The organism is Kribbella sp. NBC_00482 (assembly GCF_036013725.1).
Classification (GTDB): Bacteria; Actinomycetota; Actinomycetes; order Propionibacteriales; family Kribbellaceae; genus Kribbella.
Genome location: NZ_CP107881.1, coordinates 5,109,014 through 5,130,379, shown reverse-complemented (window position 1 = coordinate 5,130,379; position 21,366 = coordinate 5,109,014). Strand labels below are relative to the sequence as shown.

Genomic DNA, 21,366 nt, shown 5'->3' with positions numbered 1-21,366 from the left:
GTCAGCGGCGGCGCACGTACAGGCGGTTGCTCTTGGGGCCTGTCCACTCCATCCGGACGACTCCAGGGACTGCGGCGTCCGCAATGCGAGAGGGGTCCGCCCAGTAGCCGAACGCGGGGTTCCGGAAGAAGGTCGCCCACAGGTGGCCGGCCGCGTCAACGAAGACGTTGTTGTGGCCGGCACCGACGCCCGCGGTCCAGCGTTTCGAGTACGGGCCCTCGAAGCGGTCGGCGACCGCCATGATCAGGTCGTACTGGTACTGGACACGGCCTGGCGCGGGCGTGTCGTAGGCGTTGCGTGCACTGCCGTCCGGGTTCGTCGAGGAGCGGTCCCAGGCGGCGTGCATGAGGTAGTACTTCCCGCCGTACTTCAGCACGTACGCACCCTCGAGGTAGGGCTCGGGCGAGTACGGGCTCTGCTGGAACGCGGGCAGGCCTGTCGTGGGGACGATGTCCTCCATGTCGTCGCGGAACCGCGCATAGAGGTTGTTGTGCAGGACGAGCCACGCGTCGTCGTCCTCGGAGTACAGGCCGCCGTCGATGTGGTGGTAGGCGCCGGGCAGGACGAAGGCAGGGCCGCCGATGAACGAGTCGCCGAACGGCTTGGCGAGGTTGCCCTGGGCAACTCGGTACAGACCTTCGGGCCCGCCCTCGCTGATCAGCAGGAACGATCCGACCTTGCGGGAGTGGTCGCCCATGCAGGCGACGATGTACCAGGTACCGCGGAAGTAGTGCAGTTCGGGAGCCCAGGCGTTTCCACGTTTGCCGAACTGGTCGTCGTACCAGTACTCCTGCCACGGAGCGACGACGGTACGGCCGGGCGTGTTCTCGCCGGCGAACTCAGGTGACCAGACCTTGCCCAGCTCCGCGTCGGGCCGGATCCCGCTCGTGTCGGCGAGCCGCCACGGGCCGTGCAGCGACGGTGCGGTCCAGACAAAGATGCCGTCGTTCCACGGGCCGGCCCCTGGGCGCCCCGGTACGCGCGTCGTACCTGTCGCGACGTACAACGGACGGCCGTCGACCGTGAAGCAGTTGACGTACGTGTCGCGCATCCACACCCGCCCGAGCTCCTCGTCACGAGGCCGTAGCTCGAGCGGCAATACGAAGGAGTTGTCGTCTCGCGGCCACAGGTCGAGCCGGGTGTCAGCCGCGCCGTACGGCTCCAGCTCGGGCCAGGCCGCCGGATACCGCCGCATCTGTGTGGAGCTGTTTCCGTACGCCGTTCCGCCGGGTAAAGCCGCGGCGCCGACAGCCCCGGCCAGGCCGCCCAGAACTGTCCTCCTGTTGACGTGAGCTCTGTCCATCTGCGCATCCTCCTTCGGGGGGCAGGACACCGTGCCCCACCCGGAGCACACGCTAATCAGACTCATTTCGACGGTGAACAAGCGGCAAAAACAGATTCTCGGTGTGGTGATGTCAAGACGGGGTGGTCGGCGTCGACCTTCCCGTGAGAGCGCCCGAAGGGGGCGCCGAAACGAAGGAGCATTCCGATGTCCCAAGTCCGTGTTCACAACCTCGCGATCTCGCTCGACGGCTTCGCCACCGGCGACGGCCAGTCCCTCGAGGCCCCGTTCGGGCACGCCGGCGAGCGTCTGCACGAGTGGTTGGTCGGCACCCGGTTCTTCCACGGGGCGGACGGCCTGTCCGGTGGCACCGTCGGCATCGAGAACGCGTTCGCCGAGCGGCACGAGCCCGGGATCGGCGCCGAGATCATGGGCGCCGGGAAGTTCGGCCCGCCCGGATGGCAGGACGACCCGGAGTGGAAGGGCTGGTGGGGCCCGAACCCGCCGTTCCACTCGCCGACGTTCGTGCTCACCCACCGCCCGCGCGCGTCGGTCGAGATGGAGGGCGGTACGACGTACCACTTCGTCGACGCCTCGCCCAGCGAGGTGATCGAGCAGGCTCGCGCCGCGGCCAACGGCGGCGACGTCCGGGTCGGCGGCGGGCCTACCGTCGTACGGGAGTTCCTCGCCGAAGGTCTGATCGACTACGCGCACATCGCCCAGGTCCCGATCCTGCTGGGCCGCGGCGTCCGGCTGTGGGACGGGCTGGAGGCGCTCGAGGACAAGTACGACATCGAGGTCGTCTCGAGCCCGAGCGGCATCACGCACCTGACCTTGACGACCAAGGCCGCTTAGATCAGCTTTCCGGGCCGGCTCTTCTCGACTTTCCGCAGGGGCAGCTCGACAGTGGCGCGAAGCCCCCCGCCATCGCGGGGGGTGAGGGTGAGAGTTCCGTTGTGGGCCTGCGCGATGCTGTTGACGATCGCCAGGCCGAGGCCGACGCCAGCGTGGTCGGAACGGGCCCGTTCGGCACCCCGTTGGAACGGCTCGACCAGCGTGGACACCAGGTGTGCGGTGAGTTTCTGGCCGGTGTTCTCGACGGTGAGCCGCACGGTCCGGGGGCCGACGCCGGTCCTGACCCAGATGCTGCCCTGGTCCGGCAGGTTGTGGACGATCGCGTTGTGCACGAGATTCGTCGTCAACTGCAGGAGGAGTGAGGTCGACCCCATGGTCGGGGCCACCTCCCCCGAGGTCTCGATGGTGAGGCCGCGCTTCTCCGCGAGTGGGAGAAGCGTTTCGGTGGCCTCCTCCGCCAGGAGGGACAGGTCGACAGGTTCTTTGATGAAGGTCCGCTGGTTGGCGCGGCTGAGCAGGAGCAGCGCCTCGGTGAGGTCGATCGCCCGGGTGTTGACCAGGTGGAGGCGCTCGACGAGTTCGCCGGTGTCGCGGTTCGAATCCTTGCGGGCCACGTCGAGCAGCGTCTGCGTGATCGCCAGCGGGGTGCGCAACTCGTGGGAGGCGTTCGCCGCGAACCGCTGCTGTTCGGCGTCGTGTGCTTCGATCCGGGCGAGCATGACGTCGAAGGCGTCGGCCAGCTCGCGGAACTCGTCAGTGCGGCCTTCCAGCTGGATCCGGTGCGACAGCGAGCCGTTCGCGGCCAGGCGGGTCGCATTGGTGATGCGAGTCAGCGGCGCGAGCATGCTGCCGGCCAGAATCCAGCCCCCGGCGAGGCCGAAGACCAGCAGGAACGCCAGCATCATGGTCACCTTCGGGACGAAGGCGCGCATCAGGTCGGAGCGATCCGGGGTGCGCATCGGGCCCAGGGTCACGTCGGGCACGTAACGCAGCAGGAACACCCACACGACCGCGAGCAGCAGAGCACCCGCCACCATGATGAAGCCCGCGTAGCTGAGGGTGAGTTTGAGCCGAACGCTCAGACCGGGCTCTCTATTCACGGGGACCAGCCCCGGTGTCGATGCGGTAACCGGCGCCGGCCACGGTGGCGATCAGCCAGGGCTCGCCGAGGCGTTTACGCAGCGCCGAGACAGTGATCCGTACGGCGTTCGTGAACGGGTCGGCGTTCTCGTCCCAGGCACGCGCGAGGAGATCCTCGGCGCTCACAACCCCGCCTTCGGCAGCGACCAGGACCTCGAGTACGGCGAACTGCTTCCGGGTGAGCGCGACGTACCGGCCGTCGCGGTAGACCTCGCGGCGGAACGGGTCCAGCCGCAGGCCCGCGATCTCCCACACCGGCGGCCTGTTGTGGGCGCGCCGGCGGTCGAGCGCGCGGAGCCGGAGGACCAGCTCCTGGAGTTCGAACGGCTTCGTGAGGTAGTCGTCGGCGCCGAGCTCGAAGCCTGACGCCTTGTCGTCCATCCGGTCGGCCGCGGTCAGCATCAGGATCGGCATACCGCTGCCGGAGGCAACGATCCGTTTGGCGATCTCGTCACCGGACGGGCCGGGGATGTCGCGGTCCAGAACGGCGATGTCGTAGCTGTTGATGCTGAGCAGTTCGAGCGCGGTGTCGCCGTCGCCGGCCACGTCGGCGGCGATCGCTTCGAGGCGCAGGCCGGCCCGGATGGCGTCCGCCATCTCAGGTTCGTCCTCCACGATCAGTACGCGCACAGTCTCGATGGTACGAGGCGTCACATATCGCCCGCGTATCCAAAACGGGATACGCGCTGACAACACCCGCCTGTTTTGACTGGACACATGTCCGTCAGCGCACCAGCAGGCCGCCGTACCAAGATGACCATCCGCGCGACGCTCCTGGTCGCGAACGTGGCGATCATCGGCGTGTTCATCCACCAGTCGCTCGCCTTCCCGTCCTTCCCGGCCGGATCCACGCTCGGCGAGACAGACGGCGCCGTACCTGACGGTGTCACGGTCTTCGACGACATTCCCGCGGTCGCCAACCTCGATCCCGCGCTGCTCGTTGCCCTGCGCAAGGCCGCGACGGATGCCGCGGACGACGGGGTCAAGTTCTTCGTCAACAGCGGCTGGCGTACTCCGGCGTACCAGCAACACCTGCTCCAGGAGGCGGTCTCGAAGTACAGCTCGGAGCAGGAAGCGGCCCGCTGGGTCGCCACTCCTACGACGTCGCCGCACGTGGCGGGGCAGGCCATCGACATCGGGCGCTCCGACGCGACGGCATGGCTGTCCGAGCATGGTGCCAGGTATGGGCTGTGCCAGATCTACGACAACGAGCCGTGGCACTACGAGCTGCGCCCGGAGGCCGTGACGCGCGGTTGCCCACCTCGGTACGCCGACCCGACGCACGATCCGAGGATGCAAGGGTGACACTGACCGTCTCGCCGATCAGCTCGGCATCGCATCTGGAGTTCGTACGGGCCCAGCGGTCGGTGAGCTTCCTTCAGACTCCGGCGTGGGGCCGCGTGAAGACCGAGTGGCGTAGCGAGTCTCTCGGTTGGTACGACGGCGGGCGGCTCGTCGGTGCCGGGCTCGTTCTGCATCGGCCGGTGCCGCGCCTTGAGCGCCATACGCTGGCCTATCTGCCCGAAGGGCCGTCCATCGACTGGTCCGGCGATCTCAGCAGGTGGCTCGACCCGCTCGCGGCGTACCTGAAGGCTTGTGGCGCCTTCGCGATCCGGCTGGTTCCGCCGCTGCGGACGGACAGTTGGAGTGCCGCTCAGGTGAAGGCCGGTATCGCGGACCCGGGCGTCGGCCGGCTCACCGACATACCTGGCTCGGACGTCGATCCGGTCGGTGCGCAGGTGGCTGGGTGGCTGCGCGATGCTGGTTGGCTGGCGCAGAGTCCGGAGGACGGATTCGGGGCCGGGCAGCCGCAGTTCAAGTACGAGGTTCCGCTGGCTGGGCGGAGCGAGGACGACGTACTCGGGGGAATGAATCAGCTCTGGCGCCGCAATATCAAGAAGGCGGCTCGGGCCGGTGTCGAGGTCACGGTCGGCTCGGATTCGAAGGCGTTTCACGACTTGTACGTGCACACCGCCGAGCGCGATCACTTCGTGCCGCGGCCGCTGCGGTACTTCGAGACCATGTTCACCGAGCTGAGCGCGGAGGACCCCGAGCGGATCAAGCTCTACCTGGCTCATCATCAGGGCGATCTGGTCGCCGCGACGATCCTGGTCCGGGTCGGGGCCTACGCGTGGTACTCGTACGGCGCCTCCGCGACCGAGAAGCGGGACGTGCGCGGGTCGAACGCGTGCCAGTGGGCGATGATCCGTGACGCGCTCACGGCTGGCTGCGACGTGTACGACCTGCGCGGCATCACCCCTACCCTCGACGTCGACGACTCGCACGTCGGGCTGATCCAGTTCAAGGTCGGCACCGGCGGTCAGGCGGTACGGTACGTCGGCGAATGGGACCTGCCCCTGCGGCCGGTGATGTACCGCGCCTTCGACCTCTACATGAGGCGACGCGAGTACCTGAGAGGCAAGCGCAGATGACCGAACCGGCTGCGACTGCGGTACGGGGCACCGTCGCAGGCATCACTGTTTTCGGGTGCGAGCCGGACGAGGCCGCCTTGTTCCGGGAGTTGGCGCCACGCTTCGGCATCGCTCCGATCATCACGTCAGCGGCAGTATCCGAGGACATTGTCGAACTGGCCCTCGGCAGCCAGTGCATCAGTGTCGGCCACAAGACGCGAGTCACGAACGCCACCCTGCTCGCCCTGAGCCGGATCGGCGTCACGTACATCTCCACCAGGAGCGTCGGCTACAACCACATCGACGTGCGGTACGCCGAACGCGTCGGCATCTGTGTCGAGAACGTCGCATACTCGCCCGACAGCGTGGCGGACTACACGCTCATGTTGATGCTGATGGCCGTGCGGAACATGCGGTCGGTCCTCCGGCGCGCCGACGTACACGACTATCGGTTGAGTGCCACCCGCGGGCGCGAACTCCGCGACCTGACCGTCGGGGTGATCGGAACGGGTCGCATCGGCAGCGCGGTGATCGACCGGCTGTCCGGGTTCGGGTGCCGGGTGCTTGCCTATGACAAGGATCCCGGAACACGTATTCCGCTCGACAAGCTGTTACTGCAGAGCGACATCGTCACGCTGCACACGCCACTTACCGCGGAAACCCATCATTTCCTGGACCGCCGGCGCATCGCGCAGTTGAAGCCCGGCGCGTTCGTGGTCAACACCGGACGCGGAGCACTCCTCGACACCGAGGCACTGGTCGACGCCCTCGAGAGCGGGCGGTTGGGCGGCGCCGTGCTCGACGTACTCGAAGGCGAAGAAGGAATCTTCTACGCCGACCGCCGCGACGAACCCGTCGAGAGCGAACTGCTGCTGCGACTGCAGAAACTGCCGAACGTGCTCATCAGTCCGCACACCGCCTACTACACCGACCACGCGCTGAGCGACACGGTCGAGAACTCCATCATCAATTGCCTGACATTCGGAAGCAGGGAACAGCATGGATAGGTTGAAGATCGGTGTCCTCTTCGGGGGCATCTCCGAGGAGCACCACATCTCGGTCAAGTCCGCGCAGGAGATCGCGAAGAACCTCGACCTCGAGAAGTACGAGCCCTTCTACATCGGGATCACCGAGCACGGCGCGTGGAAACTCTGCGACGGCCCCGGTCCGGACTGGGAGAACGGCAACTGTCTTCCGGTCGTACTGTCACCGGACAGCAGCGTGCAGGGCCTGCTCGTGCTGGAGTCCGACCGGTTGGGTTCGCGGATCCGGCAGGGGCAGTACCGGACGATCAACCTGGATCTCGTGTTTCCGGTACTGCACGGCAAGCGCGGCGAGGACGGCGTGATCCAGGGCCTGCTGGAACTGTCCGGTATCCCCTACGTGGGCTGCGATCTGCAGAGTTCCGTGCAGTGCATCGACAAGTCCCTGACCTACACCGTCGCCCGCAGCGCCGGCATCGCGACGCCGAACTTCTGGATCGCCACGGCCGACCTCGATCCCGAGGCACTCCCGTATCCCGTCTTCGTGAAGCCGGCCCGTTCGGGTTCGTCCTTCGGCGTGAACAAGGTGTCCAGCAGTTCGGAACTGCCTGATGCTTTGGCAACTGCGGGCCAGTACGACTCGAAGGTGCTGATCGAAGAGGCTGTCATCGGCAGTGAGGTCGGCTGCGCGGTCCTCGGGAACGAGGTGGATCTGATGACCGGCGAGCTCGATCGCATCGCGCTGTCGCACGGCTTCTTCAAGATCCACCAGGAGGACTCGCCGGAGAGCGGATCCGAGAACTCGACGTTCGTCGTACCCGCCGACATCTCGGAGGACTCGCGCGCGCTCATCCAGGAGACCGCGCAGGCCGTGTACCGGGCGTTGGGATGCGGCGGGCTGGCGCGCGTCGACATGTTCCTCACGGCGGACGGGAGGGCGGTCCTCAACGAGGTCAACACCCTGCCCGGTATGACGTCGTACAGCCGTTATCCCAGGATGATGGCGGCGGCCGGCGTACCGCTCGGTGAGGTGATCGACCGGCTGGTGTCGGTGACTCTGACCGGGAAGCTCCAGTGAACGCTGACTTTGCCTTCGTGGACGAGGTGGCGTCCGGGATTCGGTGGGATTCCAAGTACGCCACGTGGGACAACTTCACCGGCAAACCGGTGGACGGCTACCTGGTGAACCGCATCGTCGGCACGAGGGCTCTGTGCGCGGCGCTGGAGAGAGCACGCGAGAAGGCGGAACCGCTGGGGTTCGGTCTGCTGCTGTGGGACGGCTATCGCCCGCAACGTGCCGTGGACAATTTCCTGCGCTGGGCTCGGCAGCCCGAGGAGGGGCGGACGAAGCCGCGGCACTATCCGAATATCGACCGTACCGAGATGTTCGAAAAGGGCTACGTAGCAACGAAGTCCGGCCACAGCCGGGGCAGTACCGTCGACCTCACGCTGTACGACCTGTCGACCGGCGAACTGGCTCCGATGGGCGGCTACCACGACCTGATGGACTCGATCTCGCACCACGGCGCCACCGGCATCACCTCGCTCGAAGCTGACAACCGCCGGCAGCTCTGCTCGATCATGGAGTCCGCGGGATTCAGCCGGTGCGACCACGAGTGGTGGCACTACACGCTGCTGGACGAGCCGTACCCGGACACGTACTTCGACTTCCCGATCGCCTGATGGACATCCGTCTCGCCCGCAGTACTGACGCTTCCGCCATCAACGAGTTGCTGGACGAGTTGGGCTATCCGCAGTCTGATCCGGCGGCGACCGCGGCCCGCCTCGAGACCTGGGCCAACGACCCCGCCGGAGCGGTGTACGTCGCAGACACCGACCAGGGTGTGGTGGGCGTCCTCGCCGTACACACCTGCCCGTTCTTCGAACGCGACGGCACCTGGGCCCGCATCGTCGCCCTGGTCGTCTCCTCGCACGCCCGCCGCCAAGGCATCGGCTCCCACCTCATGGCAGCCGCGAAATCCTTCGCCACCCACCACGGCTGCCTCCGCATAGAAGTAACCAGCTCACCCCACCGAACCCAAGCCCACACCTTCTACCAATCCCACGACTACACCCCCACCCCCACCCGCTTCCTCCACACCCTCCCCCACTGACGATGTGCACTCTCGACAGGTAGAGCACCCCGAGACACCGTACGCATCTGATCTCACCACGCTCAGGTGCACTACCCCACCGCCCGACACCACCTGTCCCCGTGCACACGACTGCCCGCCTAGTCCGGCAGTGCTCGCCAGCTCTCGAGGGAGCTCTCGATGTAGGTGAGGTCGCGGAGGTAGCCGGCGCCGTGGCGCCATGGTTCGGGCTGTTCCCATTGGGCCTGCCAGCCGGGGCGATCCTCGGACGCCCAGATCCGCATCGTGTCGTACGCCGCTTGGACACGAACGGGGATGGTGTCGAGGACCGTGTGCCACTGCTCTTGCGTACAGCCGTAGGCGTCCCGGATTCGCGCGAGGCGTTCGTGCACAGGAGTTGGGCTCGGCCAGCCCATCGGCTCCAGGTTCTCGGGCGCAGCCAGTGGGACGAGGGTGTAGGCCAGGTACGCCAGGTCCCAAGTGCGCGGGCCGGGTGCCGCGGTATCCCAATCCACGAAGGCCACGATCGCGCCGTCTCGGGCTATCAGGTTCCACGGCGCGGTGTCGTTGTGGCAGATGACTTCCGGCGCACCAACCGGCACAGGTGGCGATTGCCACGCCTCGCTCGCCGGACTCCAGCCCGCGACGGCGTCGTGGTACCTGCGCAACAAGGCGGCAGCGCTCTCGAGCAACGCCGGCTCGAACAACATTGGACTGGGTGGCCAAGGGGTCACACCCGACACCTTGCAAAGGATCTCCCGACCGGGCGTCGGATCGTCTGGCCGAGCTGCGAGACCTGATTGATGCCTCCATCAAGACGGCGCTCGTCCTCCACACCTCATGCTCCCACGCGCTTCAGAAGCAGAACGGGTGTCCGGCGGGGTCGGCGTACACGACGTTCTGGAGGTGGATCGCGCCCAGTTCTTCGGCACGCGCCATCGCGGCCTTGGCTGCTGGGGTCTGGAAGTGGGGAAGTTCGTGGTCGACCGTGAATCGGTAGTCGACGTGCAACTGCGCCGGGTAGGCGGGGTCGGGCCACCGCGGAGCCGGGCATTGTGCGTGCTGAAACGCCAGGTTGGGCAACTCATCGTCGTCGAGGTCGATCACAACTCGCTCGGATGAGTCTTCGAGTCGCTCCGGTACGCCGACGAAACCCTCGTAGAACCTTGCGAGCGAGCGCGGACTGAAGCAGTCATAAACCAGGCGGGCCACCGTCGGCTCGGTCGCCGCTGGGTCTGAGTAGAGGCAGAGCGGATGTCCAGCAGGATCGGCGTACACCCGATCCTGAAGCAGGGCACCACCTGCGGCGATGACGCGCGTGCCGGCGGCGTCCAGATCCGGTACGGCGATGTCGAAGTGGAGCTGCTGCGGGTACTCCGGATCAGGCCATCGCGGCGGCCGCTGATCCGACCAGCCATCACCGTCGAACCCGATCCGGAACTTGGGGCTTCGCGACAGGAAGAACGTCCCGTAGGCGTCGTACACATGCCAGCCGAGTACGTCGTGGTAGAAGTCGGCCAGTACCTTCCCGCCGTCGTCGCCACCAAGCAGCTCGGGGCATCCGATGTAGACCGTCATACCAGCGTCATCCGCAAGAAGATGCACCACCGCTGCCTCCTGACCGCAGTCCCGCCGGGCCACCACAGATCCTGATGTACCCCGCCGCCCGACCAGTAGACATTGCGTTCACGCCGATGGGACTTTGCTCAGCATCTGTGCGGCGTCTTCGTTCTCGGGGTCGAGCTCGATGGCGCGGCGGAGCGCGCTTCTCGCCAGGTCGAGTTGGCCGTCCAGTTGATGGGCGCAGCCGGTCATCGTCCAGGCATCGGACGAGTCCGGACGCAAGTCGGTCCACATTCGTAACAGGGGCCAGACCAGGCTTGGGCGGTGCAGCTCGATCGCTCCCCACGTAGCGTCGACGAACCCACCGTCGTCGAGGTCGAACTCGGCCGGCTCGATCGCGGCCAGTCGGCGGAACTCCACCTTGGCGGCTTCCGGCCCCGACGCTCTCAGCACCTCGGCGACAGGTCCGACGACCGATCGCGGCAAGGCGCGGAGGTCGATCATCTCGTCAGGCTTCGCCGGGTGAAGGACATCGGCGAGGGCGATATCGAGCGCCGCCGCGGCGATGTCCGGCGTCGGGATGCCGTTGGAGTTGGCCAGCACGACAACACCTGTTCGCAGCTCAGGCACCATCGCGAGCTTCGACCCGAACCCGGGGTCCGAACCGCCGTGGCTCACCGTTCGATATCCGCGGTAGCTGCCCACGAACCAGCTGCGTCCCACCGAATCCATCCACGGCGGGCGCTCCACCGGCATCACCGGCTGCCACATCTGCTCGACCAGTGCAGGATCCAGCCGCGCCCACTGCCCGTCGGATCCCTCGGCCGGCTCGAAATGGGCGACCATCCAGCGACACATCTCGACCAGGTTGGAGTGCAGGCTCGAGCTCGGGGCATGCCGCCTGGTGTACGGATACGAGCCCTCGGGCACCGACAGCGGCAGTCCCACGTGCGGTGAGGCAGCCAGGTGCGCGGGTACGTCGCCGCGCAGGAAGGTGCTGTTCTGCATTCCGAGTGGCGCCAGGACCAGGTCCCGTACGGCGTGCTCGAACGTCTTGCCGGTGACCCTGGACAGCAACAACCCGAGAAGCTCGAAACCGGCGTTGGAATAGGAGAACGCCGAGCCCGGCTCCGACTGCAGCCGCCAGTCCGAGATGCTGCCGGCGAACTCGCTGAGCGCGTCGTCGCCGAGCTGAGGATCGTGCCAGCCGTAGTCCTCGATGTCGGGGAGTCCGCTCACGTGGCTCAACAGGCGCCGGGCGGTGACCTCCCCTTCCCGGCCGTCGGCCAGCTTGAACTCAGGCACCAACTCGGTGATCGGAGCATCCAGATCGAGCACCGGTTCGCCGGCGCCACGAGCGGTCGCCAGGGTCGCGATCGCGGTCGCAACGAACGGCTTCGACACCGAAGCCAGGTGGAACATCGTCTCGGGCGTGACCGGCGTACCGGTCCCGGCGTCACGAACGCCGAACCCCCGCGAGACAACCTCCTCATCCCGCACCACGGCAACAGCCAGACCAGCCACATCATGCGAGCCGAGATAACTCTCGACCAGCGGCCACAACTCTTCTTGCACACTCCCCTGAAGGCCCGCCCCCACGTCCATCTTCCGAGAGTACGCGCACAGCGACTCTCGGTCTCCCGGTTTGCCTCCCAGCTCAGACAAGAGGTCCCTATCGGGAAACCGACGTTCCGCGGTCACCGCTGGATGCGGCGGGGATGGCGTTGTCGATGAGGACTGCGGCGATGGCGGCGGCGGTGGGGAAGGAATCGCTATTGAGGACTCGGGTGCGAGCCGAGGCGCCGTCGATGAGCAGCGCCAGTTGTTCGCCGAGCTGTTCGGGGTCGGTGGCGCCGGCTTCGCGGGCGGTTTCGGTGAGCCGCGCGGCGATGGCGGTCTTGTAGTCGCGTGCGTACTGCGATGCGGGGTGTTCGGGGTCGTGGAGTTCGACAGCCGCCGCGATGTAGGGACACAGCGGCATGGACGCGGGGATCTCGAAGGCCGCGAGGAGTCGTTCGCGGGGTGTGAGGTCGGTGCGGTCGAACACTCCGGGCATGACGTCGGGATCGAAGCGGCGCAGGTACTCGGCGACGAGTTCATCCTTGCTGGTGAAGTGCTGGTACGCCGTGCGCTTGGACACCTGGGCCGCGGCGCAGAGTTGATCCATGCCGGTGCGGTTGATGCCCTGATCGCGGAACAACTGCTGTGACGCGCTGAGGATGCGCTCGCGTGCGCCCCTGCCACGGCGCCGGCCGAGGGGGCCCTTCTCCAACTCCGTCATGCCGCCAGTATAGCCCGTTCGGTACCGATCGGTGTACTTAGCTTGCGCTCCCGCCAGCCATTGCGTACGTTACGTACACAGATTGGTGTATATAAGAGCAACGGGAGTGATCGTGGGAAAGCTCGATGGCAAGGTCGCGGTGATCACCGGCGGATCCACCGGTCTGGCGCTGGCCGGCGCCAAACTGTTCGTCGACGAAGGAGCGCACGTCTTCATCCAGGCCCGGCGGCAGGAAGCACTGGACGACGCCGTCAAACTGATCGGCCGCAACGTCACCGCCGTTCAGGGTGACGCGGCCGAACTGGACGACCTGGACCGGTTGTACGACACCGTGAAGCGGGAGAAAGGCTCGATCGACGTACTGTGGGCCAGCGCCGGGATGGGCGAACCCGCCGTCCTCGGCGAGATCACCGAGGAACAGTTCCACCGCGCGTTCTGGCTCAACGCGCGCGGCACCCTGTTCACCGTGCAGAAGGCACTGCCGCTGATCAACGACAACGGCTCGATCTTGATGACCGGATCCAACGCGTCCCTCGGCGCCTTCCCGGGCTGGAGCCTCTATGCAGGCAGCAAAGCCGTCCAACAGGCCTGGGCCCGCGTCTGGCTCAACGAACTGCGCGACCGCAAGATCCGGGTCAACGTCCTGACCCCCGGCCAGGTCGCCACCGCCAAACAGGAAGAACTGTTCGACGAGGCAACCAAGGCCGCCTTCGAGTCCCTCATCCCCCGCGGAACGATGGGCCGTCCCGAAGAAATCGCCACCGTCGCCCTGTTCCTCGCCTCGGACGACTCCAGCTACGTCAACGGCCTCGAACTGGTCACCGACGGCGGTACCACCGCCCTCTGAACATCCCACAACAAGAGAGCAGACCTCATGAGCAGCATCACCCTCATCGGTACGGGGAACATGGCCCGTACCATCGGCACGCTCGCAGTTGCCGGCAGCAACAAAGTCGAGGTCATGGGACGCGATCAGTCCAAGGCCGACGACCTGACCAAGGCTCTGGGCGGCGGCACGACGACGGGCAAGTGGGGCGCCGTACCGGCCGGGGACATCGTCATCACGGCCCTGTTGTACGACAGTGTCGTTCCGGTCGTCACCGAGTACGGAGACGCCCTTGCGGGCAAGGTCATTGTCGACATCAGCAACCCGTTCAACGCCGGGTTCGACGGACTGGCCCACAGCGAGGAGACCTCGATCGCGCAGGAAGTCGCCAAGGTGGCACCGGCCGGCGTCAGTGTGGTGAAGGCGTTCAACACCATCTTCCGTAACGTCCTGGAGAAGGGTCGGCCCGACGTCTTCATCGCCGGCGACAACGCGCAGGCCAAGGCGAGCGTGGCGGCATTCATCGAGAGCCTCGGGCTGCGCCCGCTGGACGTCGGCGGCCTGAAAATGGCGCACTGGCTGGAAGGAATGGGCCTGGTCACGGTAGGCCTCGCCGGCAACGGGGTCAGCCACTGGGACTTCGCCCTCGGCGTCAACGAATTCACCAACTGAGCGCCGTCAGAATGTGGCGATCGGGTTGACCGGGCTGCCCGACGTACCGGCGAAGCGGACCGGCGCGACGGCGAGCTGGAAGTCCCACTGGCCGAGCTCGGCAGCCGTCGTCGCGCACTCCTCCAGGTCGCAGTTGTCGAGCAGCCACAGCCCCATCGCCACGAGGCTGACGGCGTGCACCGGCATCAGTACGTCGTCGTACCCCGACGGCTGTACGTCCTGGGGAGTGTCAGCGCCGATCAACGCGACCTCCCGCTCCTGCAACCACGGCAGGCAGGATGCGTGCCAGCCGGCCTGCGTGATGCCTCCGGCTGCGCCGGCCTCGTGCCTGAAGCGGCCGTAGCCGGTGCGCAGGAGTACCGCGTCGCCGGATCGCACCTGCACACCCTGGCGACGCTCGGCCTCCTCGAGATCCTCGGGGAACACACCCTCACCTGGCTCCAGCCACGGCACATCGCGGACTGCTGCCACGTCCAGCAGGACTCCCCGCGTGACGATCCCGTTCGCCGCCGCCGTGACAGCCGCCCATGCCGATCCTGTTGCGGAGTCGACCAACGAGTGCGACCGCCCGTTGTACATCTTGCCGTCCCAGAAGAGATGGCACGGCGAGTCGATGTGGGTGATCGTGTTGCCGTGGAAGAAGATGCCGAGCTTCTCGTTCGAGAAGCCCCAACGGCGGTCGTTGTGGAACGCAGCCGGCATGTTCTCGGCACCCGGCATCTCGGCAGCGCACGGGCACGAGTTCGTCGCCCGCTCCATCTCCTCCGGTACGGCGACCTCCCAGCCACACGACACACTCCGCCCATGCCGCACAGCCCGCGCCGCCGCCACCCGAACCTCATCGCTGATGTGGTTCAAAGTGCCGAGCTCGTCGTCGTCCCCCCACCGCCCCCAGTTAGACAACGATTCGAAGTACCCAAGCACGTCATCCTGCGAAGGCACCGCTCGCCCTACCGCCATCCCAACACCAACTCCTCCAAAGCCCGCTGAACTCGCACAAAACCACATCGCCAGGCCAACAGCCGGGAGGAGCACCGCAGACCCGCGGTGGTCATCGGTTCAGTCGCGCGGGCTCGGGGCGACCTCGCGGACCATTACGCAGTTGCCCAGGCCCTTGGGGCGGTCGTAGGTGAAGCCTTCGCGCTCGTACATCGTGCGGGTGCCGTTGTAGAGGAACGACGAATTCTTCTTCCGGACCCCGCCGGTGTCGTGCGGGTAGCCCTCGACCAGGCCGCCGCCGGCCTGCGCGATCAGCTCGACCGCTCCGCGCAGCGCGATCGCCGCCAGGCCCTGACCGCGAACGCCGCGCTCGACCAGAATGCAGGTGACCCGGTAGTCGGGCAGTCGCTCGGCAGTGGCGACATACTCCTTGCGGTGTTGGATGTTGGGCAGTTCCTCGGGTGATCCGTACTCCGCCCAGGCGACGGCCCGGTCGCCGTCGTAGACCAGTGCCGCGTGCGCGATCCCGTCGGCCACCAGACGTTGCTTGAGCGCCCGGTTCCCCTCGGCGCTCTGGGCCTTCTCCGCGCAGTCGGGATGGAAGTGCGTACACCAGCAGCTGGCGAACATGCCCTTGTTCCGCTCGACGAGAGCGGCGAAGTCATCGAACGTCTCCGGCGTGAGCGCCTTGATCGTGAAGTCGGACATACCGGCAACGTACCCCCGATTCCGGACGTTCAGCTTCCGGTAGGAGCCGCGAAACCGGTAGTCACTCAGGTGATGCAAAAGGCCGGTCTCCCGAGTGGGAAACCGGCCTCTGATCTGCTGTGGAGCTTAGGGTGTGTTCCGTCAGGACATACCGGACAGATCTCTCAAGACATACCGGACAAGGTCTGAGGGTTTGCCCGGAGTGGTGCAGAGGCTGCGGGTGTGTCCAAAGCCCGGCTGGTTGTTACCGCGATCGAGATCGAAGGACGTAGCGTCGCCGAGGTCGTTGCCGCGTACGGCGTTGCCCGGTCGTGGGTCTACGAACTGCTCGCCCGGTACCGCGCCGAAGGCGAAGCGGCGTTCGAGCCGCGGTCACGCCGGCCCAAGACCAGCCCGACCGCGACACCATCGGCGACTGTCGACCTGATCATCACGGTCCGCAAGCAGCTGATCGAGTCCGGACTGGACGCAGGCCCGGACACCATCGTCTGGCATCTGCGGCACCGCCACCAGGTCACGGTCTCGGCCAGCACCGTCGCTCGCACACTGACCCGCCAAGGCCTGATCGTCCCGCAGCCCAAGAAACGCCCGAAGAGCTCCTACCTGCGGTTCCAGGCCGAACAACCCAACGAAACCTGGCAATCCGACTTCACCCACTACCCGCTCACCGACGGCACCGACACCGAGACCATCACCTGGCTCGACGACCACTCCCGCTACGCCCTCCACGTCTCGCCCCACCGCCACATCACCGGCCAGATCGTGCTCAACACCTTCACCCAAACCGCTACCCAGCACGGCTATCCCGCCTCCGTGCTCACCGACAACGGCTTCGTCTACACCACCCGCTTCGCCGGCGGCCGCGGCGGCCGCAATGGCCTGGAAACCGAACTACGCCGTCTCGACATCATTCAGAAGAACTCCCGCCCCAACCACCCAACCACCTGCGGCAAGGTCGAACGCTTCCAGCAGACGATGAAGAACTGGCTGACCGCGCAACCCCAACAACCCACCGACCTGGACGAACTCCAAACACTCCTCGACACCTTCGTGCACATCTACAACCACACCCGCCCACACCGGTCGCTACCGCACCGCGCGACCCCGGCCACCGCCTACCAAGCACGCCCCAAAGCCAGCCCCGGCACCGACCGCAGCACCGACACCCACTACCGCGTGCTCCACGACATCTCAGACCCCGCCGGCAAACTCACCCTGCGCCGCGCCGGCCACCTCCACCACATCCCCATCGGCACCGAACACGCCCGAACCCCCGTCCTCAAACTCGTCGACGACCTCCACATCCGCATCATCAACGCCGCCACCGGCGAACTCCTCCGCGAGCTCACCCTCGACCCCACCCGCGACTACCAACCCCTCGGCAGACCCCCAGGCCCACCACCCAAGAACAGAAAACCGGACCCCCGATAAGGGTCCGGTTTGTCCGGTATCTCCTGAGAGATCACACTGTGGAGCTTAGGGGATTCGAACCCCTGACCTCTTCCATGCCATGGAAGCGCGCTACCAACTGCGCCAAAGCCCCGCGGTGTCTCGCGACTCCGAAAGCTTAGCGGATGAGGGCCTGCAAAGAAAAATCGGTTCCCTCGTGGGGCTGGTGAGGTAGACAACAGCCTGTTTGCGGCCTGCAACCGGATACGACGAGCGCCTGATCCGCACCGTCTGTCCGCTGCTTACGGTACGTCGCAGCGCGGTCCGCGGCCCGCCGGAGGCGCAAGAGAACTGTCGCCGCGAAGCGGTGTCCTCTGGGCGGGTCTCCCCCAAGTACTTCTACCTCTGGGGGTCGTCGCTCATTACTGGTTCGGGGAGGGAGCCGGCGTTCCACTCTTCGATTCGCCAGCCGGCGCGGCCTGGGAGGAGGGAGACCCAGTTGCAGTTGGCGAGGCCTCCGAAGGCTGGCCAGTTGGCGTGCGGGATGCCTAGAAACAGGCAGATGCCGACGCGGGCCGCGAGGCCGTGGGTGGCGACCACGATGGTGTCTTCGGAGGTTCCCTCCGCAGAGATCCGAGTCAGCGCGTCGGCGAAGCGGTCGGCGACTTCTTCGATGGTTTCGCCGTTGGAGCCGCGGCGCTGGGGTTCGCCGCTGCGGATCCGGGCGGCGGCGTCGGGGTTGATGGCGGCGAGCTCGGCCATGGTGAGGCCGGCCCAGTCGTCGACGTCGATCTCGCGGAGCGCCTCGTCGTACTCGATCTTGAGGCCGGTCAGTGCGGCGAGCTCACCCGCGGTGGACGCGGCGCGCTGCAGGTCGCTGGCGAAGAGCCGTGTGGGCGCGAGGGACGCGAGCCGCGCGGCCGCGGCGCGTGCCTGGGCGACGCCGACCGCGTCGAGCGGGATGTCGGCCTGGCCCTGGATCTTGTCCTGCAGGTTCCATTCCGTCCGGCCGTGCCGCCAGACGATCAGTCGGCCCGCGCTCATTCCGCCGAAGCCGAACCAGGGACGGGCGAGGGCAGCGGGATGACCGGGCAGTCGCGCCACAGTCGCTCCAGCGAGTAGAACGAGCGCTCCTCGTCGTGCTGGACGTGGATGACGATCTCGAGGTAGTCGAGCAGCACCCAGCGGCCTTCGCGCGCGCCTTCGCGGCGGACCGGCTTGGCGTCGAATTCGACGCGGAGCTTCTCCTCGATCGCGTCCACGATCGCGCGCACCTGGCGGTCGTTGGAGGCGGACGCGACCAGGAACGCGTCGGTGATGGCGAGTTGCTCGGACACGTCGAAGGCGAGGACGTTCTCGGCCTTCTTGTCGTGGGCCGCTTCGGCGGCCGCGGTGAGCAGCTCGATGGCGCGTTCGCTGGCTGGCATGTGGTTCCTAACGGTTGGTGTAGAGCTCACGCTTGGCGATGTACTGGACGATGCCGTCCGGCACCAGGTACCAGGTCGGGTTGCCCTTGGCGACCCGGGCCCGGCACTCGGTCGACGAGATCGCCAGCGCCGGCACCTCGAGCAGGGTGATCCGATTCATCGGCAGCCGGTCCAGCGGCAGTTCGAGTTGCTCGGTGCCGGGCCGCGTACAGCCGACGAACTGGGCCAGCTTGAACATCTCGTCGACGTCCCGCCAGGTCAGAATCTGGGCGAGCGCGTCGGCACCGGTGATGAAGAACAGCTCGGCGTCCGGATACAGCCTGGACAGGTCGCGCAGGGTGTCGATCGTGTACGTCGGACCGGGCCGGTCGATGTCGACCCGGCTGACCGAGAACCGCGGGTTCGACGCGGTCGCGATGACCGTCATCAGGTACCGGTCCTCGGGCGGGGAGACCTTGCGATCCGACTTCTGCCACGGCTGGCCCGTCGGGACGAAGATCACCTCGTCGAGGTCGAAGTACGACTGCACCTCGCTGGCCGCGACCAGGTGGCCGTGATGGATCGGGTCGAACGTGCCACCCATCACGCCGATGCGTCGTACCCGCTCCACAAAAGCCACGTCAGCCCTTCAGCAAGCCGCTCAGCTGTGCGGCCGGCCCTTGCCCATGATGACGGTGACGAGCAGCAGCAGGACGAGCACGAACAGCGCGAACCCGCCGTACCACCACTTCGAGATGTGCGAAGCCTCGACCGCGGCCTCTTCGATGGCCGCGACCTGCGGCACCAGGAGCGTGAACATGAGGCAGAGCCTATCTCGTGACCGCCGGAACGACAGCGACCGGTGGCCCCGGACACTCGCCACGGGACACCGGTCGCGATAGGAAGGTCAGCTGTGGCGGCCGTTACGGGTCAGCAACCGGCGCCAGTAAGACGGTCCGGCGTGCGCGCGGCGGGCCTGCGCTGCGGCGCGGTGCATCTCGTCGATACGGGCACGGGCAACTTCGGGGGTGATCATGGTTCCTTCACAGGGTTGGTACGGCGGAACCGGGGCGGACTGTCCCCGGTACCTCAAATTGTACGGTAAGAGTTACGCTATCACAAACGAATTAAAGGCACAGAGCATTCCTGACCTTGGAATCCGCGGTGAACAGGAGGCGTCATGGACGCGATCGATCGGCAGCTGATCGAGGCGCTCCGGCTGAACGGCCGCTCCAGCTGGGCCGAACTCGGCCGGGTGGTCGGCCTGTCCGGCCCGAGCGTCCAGGAGCGGGTACGGCGTCTCGAGGAGCGCGGCGTACTGCTCGGCTACCGCGCGGTGGTCGCCGAGGACCAGGTCGGCCTCGGCACCAGCGCGCTGATCGGACTGTTCCAGCGCGACGACGTCGAGACCGACGACATCGTCGAGCAGGTCCGCGAGATCCCCGCGGTCGAGGACTGCTGGTTCGTCGCCGGCGACCAGGAACTCGTGGTGAAGGTCCGAGTGGCCGACGTGACGCAACTGGAGGCGGTCGTCGGCTCGCTGCGCCGCGTGAACGGCGTGGTCAGGACCCGGACGACGGTTGTGCTGTCGACTCGCTGGGAAGGACGTCCCGCGCCTTTGCCCGAGTGAGGAGCAGTACGGCGCCCGCAGCCAGCGCGAGGCCCGCAGCGACGGGGTAGAGCAGTCGCGGCGCGTGCTGGTACGTCGTACCGCCGATCGCCGGCGCGAGGAACATGCCGCTGATCGACGCGGCGGCGTACAGGCTGGAGTACCGACCGACCATCCCCTCCGGCGCCGCATCGGCGACGTGCGCGGTGGCGGTCGGCTTGTAGAGCATCTCCCCCGCCGTCATCACCACGATCGCGAGCGCGGCCCCTGCCAGCGCCGGCCAGACGCCGAGGACCGCGAGCCCCACGCCGATGCACGCGAAGCCGACCGCGATCACCCGAGTCGCACTGTGCCCCTGGAGGCGTACGGCGATCGGCGCCTCGAAGAGGACGATGACGACCGAGCTCGCGCCGAGCAGTACGCCGTACGCGACGGCCGGCGTACCTGCATCGCGCAGGAGCAGCGGCATCGTGGCGAAGATCTGCCGGTAGACGGTGTCGACCACCACGATCGTCGCCAGCACCATCAGGACCGGACGATCCTTGAGCACCGCCGTCCACAATCCAGTTGTCGACAATCCTGATGTACGCCGCGCATTCGGGACCCAGCGCCAGATGATCGCGGCCATGACCAGGCTGGTGACGGCGTCGACGACGAAGACCAGCGAGAAGTCGTACGCCGCGAGCAGGCCGCCGAGGGGCGGTCCGATGGTGAAGCCGGCGTTGGATGCGGTGCGCGAGAGCGCGATGCCTTCGCGGCGGCGTTCGGGCGGGAGCGCGGTCGCGACGAGGGCGGTGAGATTCGGGCGTCCGGCGCCGCCGAACAGTCCCGCTAGCGCCGCTAGAAAAGCTAGCGCCGCTCCGGGCACGAAGGGCATCGCGACGCACGAGATCGCCCACAGCAGCTGGCTCGCGAGCGCCGCCGTACGCAGACCGAACCGGTCGCCGAACCAGCCGCCGCCCAGGTTGCCGCCGACCAGGCCGACACCGTACGCCGCCGCGGCGAAACCAGCCTGCTGCGCCGACATGCCGCGATCCTCGACGAGGTAGAGCGTGAGGTAGACCCAGGCGAGCGCGCCGGCCCCGTTGACGAGCTGGCCGACCATCACCGCCTTGAGCCAGGTGGGCAGCTCCGCGATCCGGCGCCAGTACACGTCCGCCCCCTCCGGTACAGTGAGTTCCTGTCGGGAACTTACTCGACCGGCCCGCG

General features: G+C 67.0%; 25 protein-coding genes and 1 tRNA gene. 11 read left to right on the top strand and 15 right to left on the bottom strand.

Annotated elements, in window-relative coordinates:
• Position 1 precedes the first annotated feature (1 nt).
• A complete protein-coding gene (locus OHB24_RS25140; RefSeq protein WP_327633290.1) occupies positions 2–1,303 on the bottom strand; it encodes a family 43 glycosylhydrolase in 1,302 nt (433 codons plus the stop codon).
• A gap of 186 nt (positions 1,304–1,489) precedes the next feature.
• Between OHB24_RS25140 and OHB24_RS25135 the strand changes: the two genes are divergently transcribed.
• Complete coding sequence (locus tag OHB24_RS25135; RefSeq protein WP_327633289.1) at positions 1,490–2,137, top strand: dihydrofolate reductase family protein; 648 nt, start codon at positions 1,490–1,492, stop codon at positions 2,135–2,137.
• Here the strand turns inward: OHB24_RS25135 and OHB24_RS25130 are convergent.
• The gene (locus OHB24_RS25130) at positions 2,134–3,237 is read right to left on the bottom strand and encodes a sensor histidine kinase (protein ID WP_327633288.1); all 1,104 of its coding nucleotides are present in this window, start codon (positions 3,235–3,237) and stop codon (positions 2,134–2,136) included. The genes OHB24_RS25135 and OHB24_RS25130 overlap by 4 nt on opposite strands.
• Positions 3,230–3,907, bottom strand: coding sequence for a response regulator transcription factor (locus OHB24_RS25125; RefSeq protein WP_327633287.1), 678 nt, complete (start codon positions 3,905–3,907; stop codon positions 3,230–3,232). Before OHB24_RS25125 ends, OHB24_RS25130 begins: the two co-directional genes overlap by 8 nt.
• Positions 3,908–3,994: 87 nt before the next feature.
• Here OHB24_RS25125 and OHB24_RS25120 point away from each other — a divergent pair, with 87 nt between their 5' ends.
• Genes OHB24_RS25120 through OHB24_RS25095 form a run of 6 tightly spaced genes read left to right on the top strand, consistent with a single transcriptional unit; the run spans position 3,995 to position 8,785 of the window.
• Positions 3,995–4,582, top strand: coding sequence for a M15 family metallopeptidase (locus OHB24_RS25120; protein WP_327633286.1), 588 nt, complete (start codon positions 3,995–3,997; stop codon positions 4,580–4,582).
• Positions 4,579–5,709 carry a lipid II:glycine glycyltransferase FemX gene (locus tag OHB24_RS25115; RefSeq protein WP_327633285.1) on the top strand — a complete coding sequence of 377 codons (1,131 nt, stop codon included), beginning with the start codon at positions 4,579–4,581 and terminating at the stop codon, positions 5,707–5,709. The genes OHB24_RS25120 and OHB24_RS25115 overlap by 4 nt, the downstream gene beginning before the upstream one ends.
• On the top strand, positions 5,706–6,695 hold the full coding sequence (locus OHB24_RS25110) for a D-isomer specific 2-hydroxyacid dehydrogenase family protein (RefSeq protein ID WP_327633284.1): 990 nt from the start codon (positions 5,706–5,708) through the stop codon (positions 6,693–6,695). Before OHB24_RS25115 ends, OHB24_RS25110 begins: the two co-directional genes overlap by 4 nt.
• Positions 6,688–7,749 carry a D-alanine--(R)-lactate ligase gene (gene vanA, locus OHB24_RS25105; protein WP_327633283.1) on the top strand — a complete coding sequence of 354 codons (1,062 nt, stop codon included), beginning with the start codon at positions 6,688–6,690 and terminating at the stop codon, positions 7,747–7,749. The genes OHB24_RS25110 and vanA overlap by 8 nt, the downstream gene beginning before the upstream one ends.
• Positions 7,746–8,354, top strand: a complete 609-nt coding sequence (gene vanX, locus OHB24_RS25100) for a D-Ala-D-Ala dipeptidase VanX (RefSeq protein WP_327633282.1) — start codon at positions 7,746–7,748, stop codon at positions 8,352–8,354. Before vanA ends, vanX begins: the two co-directional genes overlap by 4 nt.
• Complete coding sequence (locus tag OHB24_RS25095; RefSeq protein ID WP_327633281.1) at positions 8,354–8,785, top strand: GNAT family N-acetyltransferase; 432 nt, start codon at positions 8,354–8,356, stop codon at positions 8,783–8,785. The genes vanX and OHB24_RS25095 overlap by 1 nt, the downstream gene beginning before the upstream one ends.
• Positions 8,786–8,904: 119 nt before the next feature.
• Here OHB24_RS25095 and OHB24_RS25090 read toward each other — a convergent pair whose 3' ends face one another.
• The 4 genes from OHB24_RS25090 to OHB24_RS25075 all read right to left on the bottom strand — a co-directional run bounded on the left by OHB24_RS25090 (position 8,905) and on the right by OHB24_RS25075 (position 12,608).
• Positions 8,905–9,498, bottom strand: a complete 594-nt coding sequence (locus tag OHB24_RS25090; protein WP_327633280.1) for a phosphotransferase family protein — start codon at positions 9,496–9,498, stop codon at positions 8,905–8,907.
• A 121-nt stretch (positions 9,499–9,619) separates the two neighbouring features.
• A complete protein-coding gene (locus OHB24_RS25085) occupies positions 9,620–10,342 on the bottom strand; it encodes a VOC family protein (protein ID WP_327633279.1) in 723 nt (240 codons plus the stop codon).
• Positions 10,343–10,450: 108 nt separating this feature from the next.
• Positions 10,451–11,932 carry a serine hydrolase domain-containing protein gene (locus tag OHB24_RS25080; RefSeq protein ID WP_327633278.1) on the bottom strand — a complete coding sequence of 494 codons (1,482 nt, stop codon included), beginning with the start codon at positions 11,930–11,932 and terminating at the stop codon, positions 10,451–10,453.
• A gap of 67 nt (positions 11,933–11,999) precedes the next feature.
• Positions 12,000–12,608, bottom strand: coding sequence for a TetR/AcrR family transcriptional regulator (locus OHB24_RS25075; RefSeq protein ID WP_327633277.1), 609 nt, complete (start codon positions 12,606–12,608; stop codon positions 12,000–12,002).
• 112 nt (positions 12,609–12,720) lie between these two features.
• Between OHB24_RS25075 and OHB24_RS25070 the strand changes: the two genes are divergently transcribed.
• A complete protein-coding gene (locus tag OHB24_RS25070) occupies positions 12,721–13,455 on the top strand; it encodes an SDR family NAD(P)-dependent oxidoreductase (protein ID WP_327633276.1) in 735 nt (244 codons plus the stop codon).
• Between the two features lie 27 nt (positions 13,456–13,482).
• Positions 13,483–14,106: an NADPH-dependent F420 reductase gene (locus OHB24_RS25065; protein WP_327633275.1), complete on the top strand. Its 624-nt coding sequence runs from the start codon at positions 13,483–13,485 to the stop codon at positions 14,104–14,106.
• A gap of 6 nt (positions 14,107–14,112) precedes the next feature.
• Here OHB24_RS25065 and OHB24_RS25060 read toward each other — a convergent pair whose 3' ends face one another.
• Both OHB24_RS25060 and OHB24_RS25055 read right to left on the bottom strand, forming a co-directional pair.
• Positions 14,113–15,066 carry a cyclase family protein gene (locus tag OHB24_RS25060; RefSeq protein ID WP_327633274.1) on the bottom strand — a complete coding sequence of 318 codons (954 nt, stop codon included), beginning with the start codon at positions 15,064–15,066 and terminating at the stop codon, positions 14,113–14,115.
• A 99-nt stretch (positions 15,067–15,165) separates the two neighbouring features.
• Positions 15,166–15,753 (bottom strand): GNAT family N-acetyltransferase, encoded by a 588-nt coding sequence (locus tag OHB24_RS25055; protein ID WP_327633273.1) that lies wholly within the window; start codon positions 15,751–15,753, stop codon positions 15,166–15,168.
• Between the two features lie 222 nt (positions 15,754–15,975).
• Here OHB24_RS25055 and OHB24_RS25050 point away from each other — a divergent pair, with 222 nt between their 5' ends.
• The gene (locus OHB24_RS25050) at positions 15,976–17,184 is read left to right on the top strand and encodes an IS481 family transposase (RefSeq protein WP_327633272.1); all 1,209 of its coding nucleotides are present in this window, start codon (positions 15,976–15,978) and stop codon (positions 17,182–17,184) included.
• 39 nt (positions 17,185–17,223) lie between these two features.
• On the opposite strand, the gene OHB24_RS25045 is transcribed toward OHB24_RS25050, so the two are convergent.
• The 5 genes from OHB24_RS25045 to OHB24_RS25025 form a co-directional block, all read right to left on the bottom strand.
• Positions 17,224–17,296: transfer RNA gene (locus OHB24_RS25045), tRNA-Ala, on the bottom strand.
• Positions 17,297–17,541: 245 nt separating this feature from the next.
• Positions 17,542–18,186: a histidine phosphatase family protein gene (locus OHB24_RS25040; RefSeq protein WP_327633271.1), complete on the bottom strand. Its 645-nt coding sequence runs from the start codon at positions 18,184–18,186 to the stop codon at positions 17,542–17,544.
• Complete coding sequence (gene rsfS / locus OHB24_RS25035) at positions 18,183–18,569, bottom strand: ribosome silencing factor (RefSeq protein WP_327633270.1); 387 nt, start codon at positions 18,567–18,569, stop codon at positions 18,183–18,185. The genes OHB24_RS25040 and rsfS overlap by 4 nt, the downstream gene beginning before the upstream one ends.
• Before the next feature lie 7 nt (positions 18,570–18,576).
• Entirely contained in the window at positions 18,577–19,188 is a 612-nt protein-coding gene (gene nadD / locus OHB24_RS25030; RefSeq protein ID WP_327633269.1) for a nicotinate-nucleotide adenylyltransferase, read from the bottom strand.
• 21 nt (positions 19,189–19,209) lie between these two features.
• Positions 19,210–19,368 (bottom strand): hypothetical protein, encoded by a 159-nt coding sequence (locus OHB24_RS25025; protein ID WP_327633268.1) that lies wholly within the window; start codon positions 19,366–19,368, stop codon positions 19,210–19,212.
• A gap of 360 nt (positions 19,369–19,728) precedes the next feature.
• On the opposite strand from OHB24_RS25025, the gene OHB24_RS25020 reads away from it, so the two are divergent.
• Positions 19,729–20,178, top strand: a complete 450-nt coding sequence (locus OHB24_RS25020; RefSeq protein WP_327633267.1) for an Lrp/AsnC family transcriptional regulator — start codon at positions 19,729–19,731, stop codon at positions 20,176–20,178.
• Here the strand turns inward: OHB24_RS25020 and OHB24_RS25015 are convergent.
• Positions 20,111–21,310 carry an MFS transporter gene (locus OHB24_RS25015; protein ID WP_327633266.1) on the bottom strand — a complete coding sequence of 400 codons (1,200 nt, stop codon included), beginning with the start codon at positions 21,308–21,310 and terminating at the stop codon, positions 20,111–20,113. The two genes, OHB24_RS25020 and OHB24_RS25015, sit on opposite strands and share 68 nt — an antisense overlap.
• Positions 21,311–21,366 lie beyond the last annotated feature (56 nt).

What these genes read in the sequence shown, in the direction of transcription:
- OHB24_RS25055 (WP_327633273.1), bottom strand. Translation starts at nt 15,753, where the DNA reads ATGTCCGACTTCACGATCAAGGCGCTCACGCCGGAGACGTTCGATGAC.
- OHB24_RS25140 (WP_327633290.1), bottom strand. Translation starts at nt 1,303, where the DNA reads ATGGACAGAGCTCACGTCAACAGGAGGACAGTTCTGGGCGGCCTGGCC.
- OHB24_RS25120 (WP_327633286.1), top strand. Translation starts at nt 3,995, where the DNA reads ATGTCCGTCAGCGCACCAGCAGGCCGCCGTACCAAGATGACCATCCGC.
- OHB24_RS25060 (WP_327633274.1), bottom strand. Translation starts at nt 15,066, where the DNA reads ATGGCGGTAGGGCGAGCGGTGCCTTCGCAGGATGACGTGCTTGGGTAC.
- OHB24_RS25080 (WP_327633278.1), bottom strand. Translation starts at nt 11,932, where the DNA reads ATGGACGTGGGGGCGGGCCTTCAGGGGAGTGTGCAAGAAGAGTTGTGG.
- OHB24_RS25065 (WP_327633275.1), top strand. Translation starts at nt 13,483, where the DNA reads ATGAGCAGCATCACCCTCATCGGTACGGGGAACATGGCCCGTACCATC.
- OHB24_RS25075 (WP_327633277.1), bottom strand. Translation starts at nt 12,608, where the DNA reads ATGACGGAGTTGGAGAAGGGCCCCCTCGGCCGGCGCCGTGGCAGGGGC.
- OHB24_RS25085 (WP_327633279.1), bottom strand. Translation starts at nt 10,342, where the DNA reads ATGACGGTCTACATCGGATGCCCCGAGCTGCTTGGTGGCGACGACGGC.
- OHB24_RS25025 (WP_327633268.1), bottom strand. Translation starts at nt 19,368, where the DNA reads ATGTTCACGCTCCTGGTGCCGCAGGTCGCGGCCATCGAAGAGGCCGCG.
- vanA (WP_327633283.1), top strand. Translation starts at nt 6,688, where the DNA reads ATGGATAGGTTGAAGATCGGTGTCCTCTTCGGGGGCATCTCCGAGGAG.
- OHB24_RS25110 (WP_327633284.1), top strand. Translation starts at nt 5,706, where the DNA reads ATGACCGAACCGGCTGCGACTGCGGTACGGGGCACCGTCGCAGGCATC.
- rsfS (WP_327633270.1), bottom strand. Translation starts at nt 18,569, where the DNA reads ATGCCAGCCAGCGAACGCGCCATCGAGCTGCTCACCGCGGCCGCCGAA.
- OHB24_RS25095 (WP_327633281.1), top strand. Translation starts at nt 8,354, where the DNA reads ATGGACATCCGTCTCGCCCGCAGTACTGACGCTTCCGCCATCAACGAG.
- OHB24_RS25020 (WP_327633267.1), top strand. Translation starts at nt 19,729, where the DNA reads ATGGACGCGATCGATCGGCAGCTGATCGAGGCGCTCCGGCTGAACGGC.
- OHB24_RS25040 (WP_327633271.1), bottom strand. Translation starts at nt 18,186, where the DNA reads ATGAGCGCGGGCCGACTGATCGTCTGGCGGCACGGCCGGACGGAATGG.
- OHB24_RS25135 (WP_327633289.1), top strand. Translation starts at nt 1,490, where the DNA reads ATGTCCCAAGTCCGTGTTCACAACCTCGCGATCTCGCTCGACGGCTTC.